Here is a 14201-nt window from a genome sequence, read left to right as displayed (position 1 = left end):
ACAATTTGTCGCGTAGGCATATACCCGGACGTTTTTTTTGGCCGCGCATATCGTATACTGTACCATTATGCATTGCCAAACAAGGGTGAATGGAAACGATGGCAGGACAACGGCGGTTTTTTCAACTCGATGAGCAAGGGTGCATCGTTCACGTGCCGGAGCGCCCAAATGGGTTTGCCCTTTTTTTAATAGGCGACGGCGACCATTTTGTGAACGAACAGACGAGTTTTTGGCTCGAGCATCCGGGGCGGCGCCAATGGCTGGAAGATTGGTTGGAACGTGGGTATACGGTCTTTTCGTCCCATTTGTACGGCTGGCATTGGGGGAGTCCGAAAGCGGTCCGGCTGGCGCGCCAGCTCATTTACTCGGTGTTGAAAAGCGAAATTGTGAACCAGCGCATCTATATCGTTGCCGAAGGAATGGGCGCGCTCGTTGCTTTGCAACTGCTTGGCGCCATGCCAAGTCAAATCCGCGCCGTCGCCATGATCAACCCTTGCCTTGACGTACGCGCCCAGCTTGACTATGAACAGGAACATCCATTCGTGTACCGGCGGATGGTGAGGGAAATCGCGACTGCCTATGGCTTGAAAGAAGAGGAGGTGCCCGAGGCTGTTCCGTCCCTCTTTCTCAGTCCTCATGACGTTCCGGTGACGATTTGGCAGCTGGCCGGAGTGAGCCCGTATCCATCCGCCTTGCATAGCCGTAAATATGAACAATGGATGAAAACGACAAACAACCGGGTGCGCGTCGTTTACGAGCTGCCGGAGAAACGGCGCCAACTGGCTCGGCAAATCGGGCAATTTTTCTGCCAATACAATGAACTCCCGTAAACGACAAGGGCAGGAGCTGACTCAAAAGCTCCTTTTTGATGAAATTTCACCCAAGTATTGAAAAGACCACCTCTGACCCCCGTGGTTGTACCGGGTTTTCAAGGTGGTCTATTTTTCCATGTTGCCTCAGATAGGGGTATTACCGCTTTTTTGGATCAGCCTCTGCTATTTTTTCAATAAGTCGACGAGCGAGGTGATCTTTTTCACGAGCGGTTTTAATTGTTGCAATGAGTCGGCTAGCGTATTGACGTTTTCAAACAGCTTCATGAAATCGATGTTCGGCAGTAAAGGCGGTTCTGCCTCGCTCCCTTGATCTTCGCGCTCGCCGGTTGTGCGAGAAGGAAAAGATCCGAACATTAGGCGGGAAAAATGGTCTTGCCGTTCGCGATGTTGTTCTTGTGCTTCGCCGTTGGCCATGGGCGATCCTCCCTTTCATGCGATGGTCGCTCGTATTTGTATTGTATGGCAGAAAGGAAAAAGCGGTTTGGACAAATGCCTTAGGGGAACGGAAAACGCTGGTTCAACTTTCGTTTTTTATTGCGCATCCACGCTCTTTCGGCTAAAATTAGTACCAAGTAATAATAATTGGTAATGTAGACTGATTGTACATTCAAGTTTGGTTGTCAGCGTGAGCGTTTTTTGCCATTTTGGGAAAGAAAGAGGAGATGAATGATATGGGAGCAGGAATTATCGGGGTCGGCCGCTATGTGCCGGAAAAAGTGTTGACCAACTTTGATTTGGAAAAAATGATGGATACATCGGATGAATGGATCCGGACGCGCACCGGGATCGAGGAGCGCCGCATCGCTCCGGATGACATCGATACGTCCCATATGGCGTATTTTGCCGCAGAAAGGGCGCTTCAAGACGCTGGCATTGAGGCGAAGGATATTGATCTCATTTTAGTTGCCACCGTCACCCCGGACCGTCCGTTTCCGTCGGTCGCTTGCATGCTGCAAGAGCGGCTTGGCGCCGTCAACGCCGCTGCGCTTGATATTAGCGCTGCCTGCGCGGGGGTTATGTACGGGATGGTCACGGCCGCCCAATTTATTGACACAGGCACCTACAAATATATATTAGTAGTGGGGGCAGACAAACTATCGAAAATCACCGATTGGACCGACCGCAACACGGCGGTGCTGTTCGGCGATGGAGCCGGAGCGGTCGTCATGGGTCCGGTGTCGCCCGGGCGCGGGATTTTATCTTTTGAGTTGGGAGCTGACGGAACAGGAGGAAAACATTTATACAAAGACGAATATATCGTCATGAACGGCCGTGAAGTATTCAAGTTCGCCGTCCGGCAAATGGGAGAATCAAGCGTGCGTGTGCTTGAAAAAGCCGGGCTCACGAAAGACGATGTCGACTTTCTCATTCCTCATCAAGCGAACATTCGCATCGTCGAAGCGGCCAGACAGCGGCTCGAGCTGCCGGAAGAGAAAATATCGACGACGATCCGCCGATATGGCAACACGTCGGCCGCATCTATTCCGATTTCGCTTGTAGAAGAGCTGGAAGCGGGTAAAATCAGTGACGATGATCTCATCATTATGGTCGGATTCGGCGGCGGGCTGACGTGGGGCGCGATCGCCTTGCGCTGGGGCCGTTAACGGCACGGATATTATCGAAATAAAAAAAGGAGAGACGGAAACGATGGAAAAAAGACGAGTCGTCGTGACAGGCATAGGCGCCGTCACCCCGCTTGGGAATGACGCAGAAACGACGTGGAAAAACATCATCGCCGGCCAGTCCGGCATCGACATTGTCACCCGCGTCAATCCGGACGACTTTCCGGCAAAAGTGGCGGCGGAAGTGAAAGACTTCGATCCGTCGCTGTTTATCGACCGCCGCGAGGCGCGGAAGATGGACCGATTTACCCAATTCGCCGTCGCTGCGGCGCTTATGGCGGTCAAAGATGCCAATCTCGACATTCATGAAAGCAACGCTGAACGGGTCGGTGTTTGGATTGGTTCTGGCATCGGCGGTATGGAGACGTTTGAACAGCAGTTTGAGATTTTCCAGCAGCGCGGTTATCGCCGAGTGAGCCCGTTTTTCGTGCCAATGATGATCCCGGATATGGCCGCTGGGCAAGTATCGATCATCCTTGGAGCGAAAGGGATCAATTCGTGCACGGTGACCGCTTGCGCGACCGGGGCAAACTCGATCGGTGATGCGTTTAAAGTCATTCAGCGCGGCGACGCCGATGTCATGATCACCGGCGGGACGGAAGCGCCGATTACGAAAATGTCGTTCGCCGGTTTTTGCGCCAATACGGCTCTCTCAACCAATCCAGATCCAAAAACGGCGAGCCGCCCATTTGACAAAAACCGCGACGGTTTCGTCATGGGTGAGGGAGCAGGAATCGTTGTTTTGGAGGAATTGGAGCACGCGCTGCGCCGCGGCGCGAAGATTTACGCCGAAATTGTCGGTTACGGCGCGACCGCCGATGCGTACCATATCACCGCGCCGGCGCCGGGCGGCGAAGGCGGCGTGCGGGCGATGCGCCAGGCGCTTCAAGACGCCGGCTTGAAGCCGGAGGACATTGATTACATCAACGCCCACGGCACGAGCACCGAGTACAATGATAAGTATGAGACGGAGGCGATCAAAGAAGTATTCGGCGATCATGCCTATAAGCTCGCCGTCAGCTCGACGAAGTCGATGACTGGGCATTTGCTCGGGGCGACCGGCGCGGTGGAAGCGATTTTCTCCGTGCTGGCGATCCGCGACGGCATCATTCCGCCGACGATCAACTACGAAACACCGGATCCGGAATGCGACCTCGACTATGTGCCGAATGAAGCGCGCAAGCAAGACGTGCGTGTGGTCTTAAGCAACTCATTTGGATTTGGCGGCCATAATGCGACATTGATTTTTAAAAAATATGTGTAATGGATGAAAAGGAGAGCCTTGGTTGAGCAGAGCTGAAAACGCGTGACTAACGGCGGGTTCGGTTCAGCGTCAGGCTCTCTTTTTTGTTTTGTTTCACCGTCTTTTCCCTGCCGACATAACGTAAGAGAAAAGGAGGGAAAAGCGATGGGATTGCTTCCAACCGATCGATGGCTGGAAGAGGATGAGGGGGACCCGCTCCTGTTGTGCGGGAGGTTGAGTTCGTTTTTTAAAGGAGCGTCGGCGCGTGAGATTTACAGCTATTTACGGCTGTATGGCATGTACCGAAGCACTCGACAGGCCGAGCGGCTTTTGCCGGAGATGAAAGAGCGCCGTCTTTGGGAACGTCTTGGCCGTTTGTATGAACGGCAACGGGGGATATGGAAGGGGCCAGACGTTCCGGTATGTTTGCTGCCGGCCGATGACGAAAACTGGAAGCTTGTGCGCGAATTCCAAGGAAAAGGCGGGGTGGCGTTTGCTGATAAATTGTTTTTCTTCTTGCTGCCGGATCATGGCGACGAGGAGATCGCCGCGTTGGTGGCGCATGAATACAACCATGTATGCCGTCTCAAGCAGTTGCCGAACGAAGGCGAAGATGCGACGTTGCTGGATGCCGTCGTGATGGAAGGATTGGCGGAGCATGCCGTCGCCGAGACAGTCGGCGTCAAGCAGTGTGCGGGATGGACGAAGTATTACACCGATCGGGAGATGGAACGGTTTTGGCGGCGTTATATTGTCCCGAACCAACATTTGCCCGTTTCGCATCCGCATACTTCCCGCATTTTGTACGGGCTTGGATGGCATCCGAAAATGGGGGGCTATGCCGTTGGGTATGCCATCATCCGTCGTTGCCTAGAAAGAGGCTATTCGCTCGCCCAATTGATGAAGATGGAAGCGAAAGACATCGCGGAGTTGGCGGGCTTTTCAGGCAAACAGCAAGGAGCGTCTTAGCTCGAAACCGCATGGCGGACGCCGCTGTCCGGTTATCACAAGAATCTTAGGGGCATCGGGCGCAAACAGGCATGTTGTCCATGGCGCCGACATATATGTAGAACAAGGATGTGGACAAGAAGGAAGGGAAAGCCCGGTGGTCCGCCTGTTTTTTTATTTGGTCGGTTTCGGTTTTTCAGTCGTCGGCGGCATGATGGTGATCGCCTATTTGAACATCATCACTCCAGAGCGTGGTTTTCACGAATACTTATCTTATATTTCGACAAGGGTGGAATGTTATTTATTCCCTATTGGCCTTCTTTTGATGTGGGGGAGCTTGACGTTTCCAAGCCGCAGCCCCTAGAGGGGAAAAGAGGATGAAATGGAATAAAATTCCCCACCTCTGCCTATACTGATGGACAAACACGTCTGGAAGTGAGGGGTCTCGCATGCTTTATCTGCACGACATTTGGGTCAACTGGTTTGAAGGAGAAGAGAACGGATACAACGTCTGTCATTTCCATGAATGGCGCAAGGACGATCAAATCGAGCTGCTCGACCAAGTGCCGCTGTTAAAAGTATCCCCGGCCCTGTTTCATTACATTGAAAACAGCTTGTCCGATCTTCCAAAACCGCTGCTAGACGATGTACATCAGAAGGCGTATGTCCGCAAAAACCATGAACGCATTCAGCTGGACTATTGTTTCGTTGTCACGGACGGCGCCGGCGTTTTGGCTGTCGATACAATCGGTTATCAAATCCCGATTCGCAAAAGCCGTCTCATTCCGCGTCAGGAACAACTCGTCTACGAAGTGGCGGCCGAAGCGGAGGAACGGGACTATCCGCTGCCGAGGTATGAAAAAGAATACCACATTTTATCGCCGGCTCCGGAACTGATGTGCGGACTCACGCGCAAAGAGCGGCAGTTGAAACAGCTGTTGTTTATGGCGCTTGACCAGCTTTATTCGACAAAAAATACTGCCCAGATGCGCTATTGGTATACGGAATGGGCGCCGGAAAAATACGCCGCTATTCAAAAAATGTCTTTTGATGAAGCGTGGGAACAATTGTATAACGAGACGAAATACGGGTGGTCCGAACGGCATGAGCAGCTGTGCGAAAACTTGATCAAAGGGCAGCCATTTTTCGAAAAACTGTGGGAAATGGAGCAAGAACCAAAAGTCAATTAAAAAACGGGCCAAGGCGATAGGCGCCTGCCCGTTTTTGTATGGCTTCGCTGGATGCGGCTATTTACCGCCGCCGCCCGAGCCCCATGGCTTGCTCCATTTTGCGCACCATTTCCGATGCAACCCGATTTGCTTTTTCCGCCCCTTCATCCAACACGCGGTCAAGCTCCTCGCTTTCCGTCCAATGGTGATACCGCTCTTGAATCGGTCGAAGCGTTTCGATGACGACTTGAGCGAGGTCTGCTTTGAAGACGCCGTATCCTTTTCCTTCGTATTGCCGCTCCAACTCCTCGATCGATTGACCGGATAGCGTCGAATAAATATTGAGCAAGTTCGAAATGCCTGGCTTCGCTTCTTTGTCGTAGCGAATCGTTCCTTCCGAGTCGGTGACCGCGCTTTTGATCTTCTTCTCGATCGTTTTCGCATCGTCAAGCAGTGTGATGTACGCTTTCGGGTTGGGGTCGGATTTGCTCATTTTTTTCGTCGGGTCGACAAGCGACATGATGCGGGCGCCGACTTTCGGAATGCGCGCCTCAGGGATCGTGAACAGCTCGCCATACCGTTTGTTGAAGCGCTCGGCCAGATCCCGCGTCAATTCGATATGCTGCTTTTGGTCTTCGCCGACCGGGACGATGTCGGTGTTATAAAGCAAAATGTCAGCGGCCATCAGCGGCGGGTACGTGAGCAGCCCGGCGCTGACCGCCTCTTTGCCGGCCGATTTTTCTTTAAATTGCGTCATCCGCTCAAGTTCGCCGATATAAACGATGCACTGCAGCATCCAAGCGGCTTGAGCGTGCGCCGGCACTTCTGACTGGATGAACAACGTCGCTTGCGTCGGGTCGATGCCGACGGCCAAATACAAAGCGGCGAGGCGGCGGATGTTTTGCCGCAGTTCGTGTGGGTCTTGCCAAACGGTAATGGCGTGTTGGTCAACGATGCAAAAATAGCAGTTGTATTCATGCTGCAGCTCGACAAACTGCCGCAGCGCCCCAATATAGTTGCCAATGGTGATGACGCCGCTTGGCTGAATGCCGGAAAAAATGGTTTTCATCGATCTTCACTCCCTCAAGCCAAAAATAAAAAAGGCCCTGCCAGCCCTCTGATAGGGACGGTAGGACCGCGGTGCCACCCTATTTATTGCGTCAAGAAGCGCAATCGCTCAGCCCATGCTTTGCGCATGGCCCCCTGTAACGCGGGGAACGTCCTCGCCTACTGCGTCGCCGGTTCGGCGGGAAGCTCGAAAGCCCATTCCATATGGCTAGCCGCTTGTTCGCACCTTCCACAAGCTCTCTGAAGGCATCGCCAATATGTACTCTTCTTTCTCATCGCTCGGTTGATCCTAGATTTGCCTTATATTATACGGAAAACATTCAGCTGTTGCAACCTTATTGCACGGCATATCCGGCGGCAATCATCGCCAAAAACAGAAGCAGACCAGAAAAGAGAAGCGGATACGTGATGGCGAAACGCCGCGGACCGAGCAGCTCATCCGATTCATGTTCTGCTGCCGCTTCCTCAAGATACCGCTCCACCTTCGTTCGATTCCTGCGCAATCGGCGAAACCCGTATGCGAATCCGCTGAAAAACCCGCGTTCATAAACAAACAAAAGCCCGCCAAGCGACAGAGGCAAAAGGGAGAGCAAAAACGAAACGTTAATAAAGGCCACCGTACTCCATGCTCCTTGCCCTATTACGATGAGTGCGCTTGCCGCCAGCATCGCAACGACGAGCCATCCAGTCCGCACAGCCGTTTGTTTCATATCGTCTGTTCCCGCCTTTCCCTTCTCACTGCTTATTTTATCATAAATCATGTGGGCGGGAAGATTGTCAAAATTATTAACAAAATTATATTGAAAAATATAGAATAACCTGGAAGTTCAGGAGAGATTTGCTTCGAAGCTGAAAGGAAGGGCAAAAAAACCATATTGTAATCGTTTTCTTTTTTCTGTAGGCAGAAATTTTTTGTTTACAATGGTGGCAAAAGTCGTTACAATGCAGGTGTAAATGCAATCCGATCCTCTCCCGTTTGTAAGTAGTTTGAATTTTTTTATTTTAAGGAAATAAAAAATCCTTTTCAAATATACTATCACAGGATATAATAAGCGATGTAAGTACAATCTTCTGAAATCAAACGGTTCAGAAGATTTGTAATACACTACATAAACCTAAGGGGGGTTTTTAGTGAAGAAGCGATTTTCTTTCTTCCTCGTCCTGCTTCTCGCGCTGTCAACGTTCCTCGCGGCTTGCGGCGGGGGCAAGGACAACGACAACGCCCAAGGCGGCCAGGGCGGCGAAAAGCCGGCGGAGAAAAAGGAGCAGGTGCTGAACTTGCTTGATTCCTCAGAAATTCCGACGCTTGATTCGGCGATGGCCACCGACCAAGTATCGTTTATCGTGCTGAACAACGTCATGGAAGGTCTGTACCGTTTAGGCAAAGACAACAAACCGGTGCCAGGGATCGCGGAAAGCTATGAAGTGAGCCAAGACGGCAAAACGTATACGTTCAAGCTTCGCCAAGATGCGAAGTGGTCGAACGGCGATCCGGTGACGGCGCACGATTTCGAATTCGCTTGGAAGCGCGTGCTTGATCCGAAGACGAAATCGGAATATGCGTACATTATGTACGACATTAAAAACGCCGAAGAAGCCAACACAGGCAAGGTACCGCTTGACCAAGTCGGCGTCAAAGCCCTTGATGACTACACCTTGAAAGTCGAGCTGAAAAACCCGGTTCCGTATTTCGTCGGCTTGACGGCGTTTGGCACGTTCATGCCGCAAAACGAAAAATTTGTGAAAGCGCAAGGCGACAAATACGGTCTCGAAGCTAATACGACGCTTTACAATGGCCCATTCGTGTTGAGCGAGTGGAAGCATGAACAAGGTTGGGTATATACGAAAAACCCGAACTACTGGGACAAAGACAACGTCAAGCTGGAAAAAGTCAATGTGAAAGTCGTGAAAGACACGGCGACAGCCGTCAACTTGTATGAAACAAAACAAACGGACCGCGTCGGCTTGACGGCGGAGTTCGTGGATAAGTACAAAAACGACAAAAACTTCCATACGAAATTGGATCCGTCGATCTTCTGGCTGCGCATGAACACGAAAAAAGAACCGTTGAACAACGTCAACGCCCGCAAAGCGATTGCGATGGCCATCGACACGCAAGCGATGGTCGATACGCTCTTGAACAACGGTTCGATTCCGGCGAAGTTCACCGTTCCGAAAGACTTCGTCACCGGTCCGGATGGCAAAGACTTCCGCGATGTGAATGGCGATTTGGTCAATTACAATCCGGATGAAGCGAAAAAATTGTGGGAGCAAGCGAAAAAAGAGCTGGGCAAAGACAAATTTACGCTTGAATTGCTGAACTTTGACAACGACAGCGCGAAGAAAATCGGCGAGTATGTGAAAGCGCAGCTTGAACAAAACTTGCCGGGCTTGACGGTCAACATTAAACAACAACCGTTTGCACAAAAACTGAAGCTCGAAAGCAACATGCAATATGATTTGTCGTTCTCCGGCTGGGGGCCGGACTATCAAGACCCAATGGCGTTCCTGCAGCTTTGGACGTCGACAAGCCCGCACAACCAAACGGGTTGGTCGAACGCTGAATACGACAAGCTGATCAAAGACGCGCAAACGACGCTTGCCAACGATCAGCAAGCTCGTTGGGATGCGATGCTGAAAGCAGAAAAAATCGTCTTTGAAGGAATGCCGATCGCTCCGCTGTACCAACGCGGCGCTGCCTATTTGCAACGCGAGTATGTCAAAGACTTCGTCACGCATACATTCGGCGCCGACTACAGCTTGAAATGGGCGTATGTCGAGTAATCCGTTGTTCTCTTGAAAATGCGGAGGAGAGTATATGCCTAGGCATATACTCTCCTTTTGCCTGTCAAGGCGAAAAATGTCGAAAAACAACGAAGATTATAGAAAAGCAGAGGAGGTGCGGTCATGGCGCGGTATACGCTTCAGCGGTTCGTTTATATGATCATCACGTTGTTTATCATTGCGACGTTGACGTTCTTTTTAATGAAGCTGTTGCCTGGTTCGCCGCTTCAGAACCAAGAGAAATTAACGCCGGAACAGAAGGCGCTTATTTTAAAAGAGTACGGATTGGATAAGCCCGTGCCGGTTCAATACATTCAATATTTAGGGAATTTGCTGAAAGGAGACTTGGGGGTATCGTTCCAATATGACAACCGCCCTGTGACAGAGCTCATCAGCGATCGAATCGGCCCGTCGGCCCAGCTCGGGTTTCAGGCGATTGTGTTTGGGACGATCGTCGGGTTGATTCTCGGAATTGTCGCGGCGATTCGACATAATCATTGGGAAGATTACACCGCTACGGTCATTGCGGTGTTGGGCGCCTCGATCCCGTCGTTTGTGTTAGGGGGGTTTTTGCAATATTTTATCGCTGTGAAACTGCAATGGCTTCCGGTCGCTTTTTGGGAAGGCTTCAAATATACGATTCTCCCGACATTGGCGCTGTCTGTCGGGGTCATCGCTAGCATCGCCCGTTTTATGCGCACAGAAATGCTGGAAGTGTTAAGCTCTGACTACATTTTGACGGCTCGGGCGAAAGGGATCAGCCAGGCGGGGGTTATCATCAAGCACGCCATCCGCAACTCGCTTATCCCCGTCATTACCATTTTAGGACCGATGACCGTCAATTTAATGACGGGAACGCTTGTCATTGAGAAACTGTTTGCTGTCCCTGGTCTTGGGGAACAGTTTGTCCGTTCGATTGAACTGAACGATTACCCGGTTATTATGGGAACGACGTTGTTTTATTCCGCCTTGTTGATTTTGGCAGTATTCATCGTTGATGTGTTGTACGGGGTTGTCGACCCACGCATCCGGTTAGCGGGAGGGAAAAAATGATGGCGAAACAACAATACGAACAACTGTCACCGGAATGGTTTCAGCCCGCCCCGCCGAACGTTGGTGAGCAGGAAAAAATCAATCGTCCAAGCTTGACGTTTTGGCAGGATGCTTGGCTTCGTCTTCGGGAAAACAAGGCAGCGATCGTCGGGCTCGTGATGATTATCATCTTGGCGCTCATGGCGATCATCGCCCCGATGGCGAGCGACCGGACGTATAAAGATCAAAACTTGCGGCATGCGAAACTTCCACCGAAAATTCCGGTGCTTGAACATATTCATTGGCTTCCGTTTGACGGCCGGGATGCGAACGGCGTTGATGTGTATAAACAGCGCGGCGTGAAAGAGTACTATTGGTTTGGCACGGATGACTTAGGACGCGACTTGTGGGTGAGGACGTGGTATGGCACGCGTATCTCCCTTTACATTGGTTTGCTGGCGGCGTTGATCGACTTATTGATCGGGATTGCGTACGGCGGCATTTCCGGCTACTATGGCGGCCGCGTCGACAATGTGATGCAGCGGATCATCGAAATTTTAAACGGCATCCCGTATTTAATTATGGTCATTTTGTTCATTTTGATTTTTGAGCCTGGAATCATTTCCATCACGCTGGCGATGGTCATTACCGGTTGGACGACGATGGCGCGGATCGTGCGCGGACAAGTGTTGAAATTAAAGAACATGGAATACGTGCTGGCGGCAAGGACGCTCGGAGCGCCGACATCACGGCTTATTTTCAAACATTTGATCCCGAACGTCATCGGCCCGATCATTATTACGACGATGTTCACGATTCCATCGGCCATCTTCACTGAGGCGTTTTTGAGCTTTATCGGCCTTGGCATCCGTCCGCCGGAAGCGTCGCTTGGCTCGCTTGTCAATGACGGATACAAATCGATCCAAACATATCCGCATTTAATGATTATTCCGGCCGTTGTCATCAGCTTGCTCATTTTAAGCTTCAACTTGGTGGCAGACGGAATTCGCGATGCGCTCGACCCGAAAATGCGCAAATAACCGACGGAAGGGGTGAAACCGATGGAGAAAATTTTGCAGGTGAACGATTTGCATATTTCCTTTGACATCCACGCCGGTGAAGTGCAGGCGGTTCGCGGCGTCACGTTCGACTTGTATAAGGGAGAAACGCTGGCGATCGTCGGCGAGTCAGGGTCTGGGAAATCAGTGACTTCAAAAGCGTTGATGCGCCTGTTGCCGACGCCGCCGAGCCGAATCAAGCAAGGGGAAATTTTATTTGAAGGAAAAGACTTGACCAAGCTGTCGGAGAAAGACATGCAATCGATCCGCGGGGCGAAAATTTCAATGATTTTCCAAGATCCGATGACGTCGCTCAACCCGACGATGACGATCGGAAAGCAAATTATGGAAGCAATTTTAAAACATCAAAAGCTGTCGAAAGAGGAAGCGCGCAAACGGGCGATTGAACTATTGCAGCTGGTCGGCATTAAAAACGCCGAGCTGCGCATGAAGCAATACCCGCACCAATTTTCCGGCGGAATGCGCCAGCGTGTTGTCATCGCCATCGCCTTGGCGTGCAATCCGAAAATTTTGATCGCTGATGAACCGACGACCGCGCTGGATGTGACGATTCAGGCGCAAATTTTGGAGTTGATGAAAGACATTCAGAAAAAGCTCGGCATGTCGATTATTTTCATCACCCATGATTTAGGGGTTGTCGCCAACATGGCCGACCGAGTGGCGGTGATGTATGCCGGGAAAATCGTGGAGATCGGCACGGTGGATGAAATTTTTTACAATCCGAAACATCCGTACACCTGGGGATTGCTCGCCTCGATGCCGAGCCTTGATCATAAAGATACGGAGCTGTATTCGATCCCGGGCTCGCCGCCGGATTTGTTAAATCCGCCAAAAGGCGATGCGTTTGCGCCGCGCAATCCGTATGCGCTCAAAATCGACTATGAGCTCGAGCCGCCGATGTTCCAAGTGTCTGATACGCACTATGCGGCGACATGGCTGTTGCATGAAAAGGCACCGAAAGTGGAACCGCCGGCGATCGTGCGCGAACGGATGAAACGGTTTGCTGACATCGTCGCCCGGAAAGGAGGGAAGCCGCGTGGCTAAGCAAAAGCTGCTTGAAGTGAAAAACTTAAAACAATACTTCCCGGCCGACCGCGGCGAGGTGGTGAAAGCGGTCGACGGCGTCACGTTTGACATTTATAAAGGGGAAACGTTCGGCCTTGTCGGCGAGTCGGGCTGCGGCAAGTCGACAACGGGGCGGACGATCATTCGGCTGTATGAGGCGACAGACGGAGAAGTACTGTTTAACGGCGTTAACGTACACGGCAAAAAATCAAAAAAAGAGCTGAAAGAGTTAAACCGAAAAATGCAAATGATTTTCCAAGATCCGTATGCGTCGTTGAATCCGCGGATGACGGTCGCCGACATTATCGCTGAGGGCATTGACATCCACGGATTGGCGAAAACGAAAGAGGAGCGGATGCAGCGCGTCTATGAGCTGCTTGAGACGGTCGGGTTGAACCGCGAGCATGCGAGCCGCTATCCGCATGAGTTTTCCGGCGGGCAACGCCAGCGGATCGGCATCGCCCGGGCGCTCGCCGTCGAACCGGAATTCATCATCGCCGATGAGCCGATCTCGGCGCTGGACGTTTCCATTCAGGCGCAAGTCGTCAACTTGCTGAAGCGCCTGCAGCGTGAAAAAGGGTTGACGTACTTGTTTATTGCCCATGACTTGTCGATGGTCAAATACATCAGCGACCGGATCGGCGTGATGTATTTCGGGAAAATGGTCGAGCTCGCTGAATCGGAAGAGCTGTACCGCAATCCGATCCACCCATACACGAAGGCGCTCTTGTCGGCCATTCCGCTTCCTGATCCGGAAACGGAGCGGACGCGCAAGCGGATCGTTTACGATCCGGCGCAACATGGCTACAAAGATGGAGAGGAACTTGAATTCCGCGAAATTACGCCTGGCCATTTTGTGCTTTGTTCGGAGGAAGAGTATAAGCGGTATCGGGCGATGTATGCCTAGCCGAATCGAAAAAAGCGCCGCTCTTTCACCGCTGCATGATGCGAACGGTGAAAGAGCGGCGCCCACCTATGCGCCTGTTTTGGTGCGTTATTTTTTTCCCCCGACGACTTTCCATCCTTGTTGGATGCGGCGGGAGGCCTCGACATGCTTTCCACTTTTGTTTCGGCCGAACAACCGCTCTCCGATCGTGTTGCTGATGTTCCCCATCAATGCGGTGAGGACGACGATCAATGCCGAAGCAATGGCAAAGTCGATGAAATAGCCGGCCATCGGTTCTTCCTCCCTTTTCCTTTTCTACTTTGATTGTAGAGGATTTGCCTTCACTTTGGAAGAGGAAAGAAAGAAAATTGCATTTATCATCGAAAAACTATATCTTTCTTGGTCGATGTATTGTATAATATATTATGTTAAAGTCATTTCAATTTGTAAACGATTGGCAAAGCGGCTGATC

The 14201-nt window shown here is 51.4% G+C and carries 15 protein-coding genes and 1 other annotated feature; of the genes, 11 read left to right on the top strand and 4 right to left on the bottom strand.

The genetic code is table 11. The features are described 5' to 3' along the window. The first annotated feature begins 89 nt into the window (after positions 1-89). Positions 90-830, top strand: a complete 741-nt coding sequence (locus AP057_RS03130) for an alpha/beta hydrolase (protein WP_049624653.1) — start codon at positions 90-92, stop codon at positions 828-830. Positions 831-995: 165 nt separating this feature from the next. Here the strand turns inward: AP057_RS03130 and AP057_RS03125 are convergent, their stop codons facing one another. Then, entirely contained in the window at positions 996-1247 is a 252-nt protein-coding gene (locus AP057_RS03125) for a hypothetical protein (RefSeq protein ID WP_033015622.1), read from the bottom strand. Positions 1248-1504: 257 nt separating this feature from the next. Here AP057_RS03125 and AP057_RS03120 point away from each other — a divergent pair, with 257 nt between their 5' ends. The 5 genes from AP057_RS03120 (at position 1505) to AP057_RS03100 (ending at position 5836) form a co-directional block, all read left to right on the top strand. Beyond that, the gene (locus AP057_RS03120) at positions 1505-2437 is read left to right on the top strand and encodes a beta-ketoacyl-ACP synthase III (RefSeq protein ID WP_049624652.1); all 933 of its coding nucleotides are present in this window, start codon (positions 1505-1507) and stop codon (positions 2435-2437) included. A 43-nt stretch (positions 2438-2480) separates the two neighbouring features. Beyond that, the gene (gene fabF / locus AP057_RS03115) at positions 2481-3719 is read left to right on the top strand and encodes a beta-ketoacyl-ACP synthase II (RefSeq protein ID WP_055358038.1); all 1239 of its coding nucleotides are present in this window, start codon (positions 2481-2483) and stop codon (positions 3717-3719) included. Between the two features lie 144 nt (positions 3720-3863). Further along, positions 3864-4667, top strand: a complete 804-nt coding sequence (locus tag AP057_RS03110) for a DUF2268 domain-containing protein (RefSeq protein WP_033015627.1) — start codon at positions 3864-3866, stop codon at positions 4665-4667. A 136-nt stretch (positions 4668-4803) separates the two neighbouring features. Further along, positions 4804-5010 (top strand): hypothetical protein, encoded by a 207-nt coding sequence (locus tag AP057_RS03105; RefSeq protein WP_055358037.1) that lies wholly within the window; start codon positions 4804-4806, stop codon positions 5008-5010. An 85-nt stretch (positions 5011-5095) separates the two neighbouring features. Beyond that, positions 5096-5836: a YjbA family protein gene (locus AP057_RS03100; protein WP_049624649.1), complete on the top strand. Its 741-nt coding sequence runs from the start codon at positions 5096-5098 to the stop codon at positions 5834-5836. A 61-nt stretch (positions 5837-5897) separates the two neighbouring features. Here the strand turns inward: AP057_RS03100 and trpS are convergent, their stop codons facing one another. After that, the gene (trpS, locus tag AP057_RS03095; RefSeq protein WP_055358036.1) at positions 5898-6884 is read right to left on the bottom strand and encodes a tryptophan--tRNA ligase; all 987 of its coding nucleotides are present in this window, start codon (positions 6882-6884) and stop codon (positions 5898-5900) included. A gap of 50 nt (positions 6885-6934) precedes the next feature. Further along, positions 6935-7168, bottom strand: a binding site (T-box leader). A gap of 50 nt (positions 7169-7218) precedes the next feature. Then, positions 7219-7593 (bottom strand): DUF3899 domain-containing protein, encoded by a 375-nt coding sequence (locus tag AP057_RS03090; protein ID WP_049626099.1) that lies wholly within the window; start codon positions 7591-7593, stop codon positions 7219-7221. Positions 7594-8014: 421 nt separating this feature from the next. Here AP057_RS03090 and AP057_RS03085 point away from each other — a divergent pair, with 421 nt between their 5' ends. The 5 genes from AP057_RS03085 to AP057_RS03065 all read left to right on the top strand — a co-directional run bounded on the left by AP057_RS03085 (position 8015) and on the right by AP057_RS03065 (position 13750). Next, positions 8015-9667, top strand: coding sequence for a peptide ABC transporter substrate-binding protein (locus AP057_RS03085; protein WP_055358035.1), 1653 nt, complete (start codon positions 8015-8017; stop codon positions 9665-9667). A gap of 123 nt (positions 9668-9790) precedes the next feature. Beyond that, positions 9791-10720 carry an oligopeptide ABC transporter permease gene (gene opp3b, locus AP057_RS03080; protein ID WP_011230313.1) on the top strand — a complete coding sequence of 310 codons (930 nt, stop codon included), beginning with the start codon at positions 9791-9793 and terminating at the stop codon, positions 10718-10720. After that, the gene (gene opp3C / locus AP057_RS03075) at positions 10717-11739 is read left to right on the top strand and encodes an oligopeptide ABC transporter permease (RefSeq protein ID WP_044743398.1); all 1023 of its coding nucleotides are present in this window, start codon (positions 10717-10719) and stop codon (positions 11737-11739) included. Before opp3b ends, opp3C begins: the two co-directional genes overlap by 4 nt. A 21-nt stretch (positions 11740-11760) precedes the next feature. After that, positions 11761-12822, top strand: coding sequence for an ABC transporter ATP-binding protein (locus AP057_RS03070; RefSeq protein ID WP_049624938.1), 1062 nt, complete (start codon positions 11761-11763; stop codon positions 12820-12822). Beyond that, complete coding sequence (locus tag AP057_RS03065) at positions 12815-13750, top strand: ABC transporter ATP-binding protein (protein WP_055358034.1); 936 nt, start codon at positions 12815-12817, stop codon at positions 13748-13750. The genes AP057_RS03070 and AP057_RS03065 overlap by 8 nt, the downstream gene beginning before the upstream one ends. A gap of 87 nt (positions 13751-13837) precedes the next feature. Here AP057_RS03065 and AP057_RS03060 read toward each other — a convergent pair whose 3' ends face one another. Next, entirely contained in the window at positions 13838-14020 is a 183-nt protein-coding gene (locus AP057_RS03060; RefSeq protein ID WP_049626044.1) for a hypothetical protein, read from the bottom strand. Positions 14021-14201: the final 181 nt, after the last annotated feature.

It is taken from the genome of Geobacillus sp. Sah69, from assembly GCF_001414205.1.
GTDB lineage: Bacteria > Bacillota > Bacilli > Bacillales > Anoxybacillaceae > Geobacillus > Geobacillus stearothermophilus.
The sequence above is the reverse complement of the archived record's forward strand: the minus strand, read 5'-3'. Positions and strand labels throughout refer to the sequence as shown.

Excerpts from the sequence above, each read along its gene's own strand:
- AP057_RS03130 (WP_049624653.1), top strand. The coding sequence starts at position 90 with ATGGAAACGATGGCAGGACAACGGCGGTTTTTTCAACTCGATGAGCAA.
- AP057_RS03125 (WP_033015622.1), bottom strand. The coding sequence starts at position 1,247 with ATGGCCAACGGCGAAGCACAAGAACAACATCGCGAACGGCAAGACCAT.
- AP057_RS03120 (WP_049624652.1), top strand. The coding sequence starts at position 1,505 with ATGGGAGCAGGAATTATCGGGGTCGGCCGCTATGTGCCGGAAAAAGTG.
- fabF (WP_055358038.1), top strand. The coding sequence starts at position 2,481 with ATGGAAAAAAGACGAGTCGTCGTGACAGGCATAGGCGCCGTCACCCCG.
- AP057_RS03110 (WP_033015627.1), top strand. The coding sequence starts at position 3,864 with ATGGGATTGCTTCCAACCGATCGATGGCTGGAAGAGGATGAGGGGGAC.
- AP057_RS03100 (WP_049624649.1), top strand. The coding sequence starts at position 5,096 with ATGCTTTATCTGCACGACATTTGGGTCAACTGGTTTGAAGGAGAAGAG.
- trpS (WP_055358036.1), bottom strand. The coding sequence starts at position 6,884 with ATGAAAACCATTTTTTCCGGCATTCAGCCAAGCGGCGTCATCACCATT.
- AP057_RS03090 (WP_049626099.1), bottom strand. The coding sequence starts at position 7,593 with ATGAAACAAACGGCTGTGCGGACTGGATGGCTCGTCGTTGCGATGCTG.
- opp3b (WP_011230313.1), top strand. The coding sequence starts at position 9,791 with ATGGCGCGGTATACGCTTCAGCGGTTCGTTTATATGATCATCACGTTG.
- opp3C (WP_044743398.1), top strand. The coding sequence starts at position 10,717 with ATGATGGCGAAACAACAATACGAACAACTGTCACCGGAATGGTTTCAG.
- AP057_RS03070 (WP_049624938.1), top strand. The coding sequence starts at position 11,761 with ATGGAGAAAATTTTGCAGGTGAACGATTTGCATATTTCCTTTGACATC.
- AP057_RS03060 (WP_049626044.1), bottom strand. The coding sequence starts at position 14,020 with ATGGCCGGCTATTTCATCGACTTTGCCATTGCTTCGGCATTGATCGTC.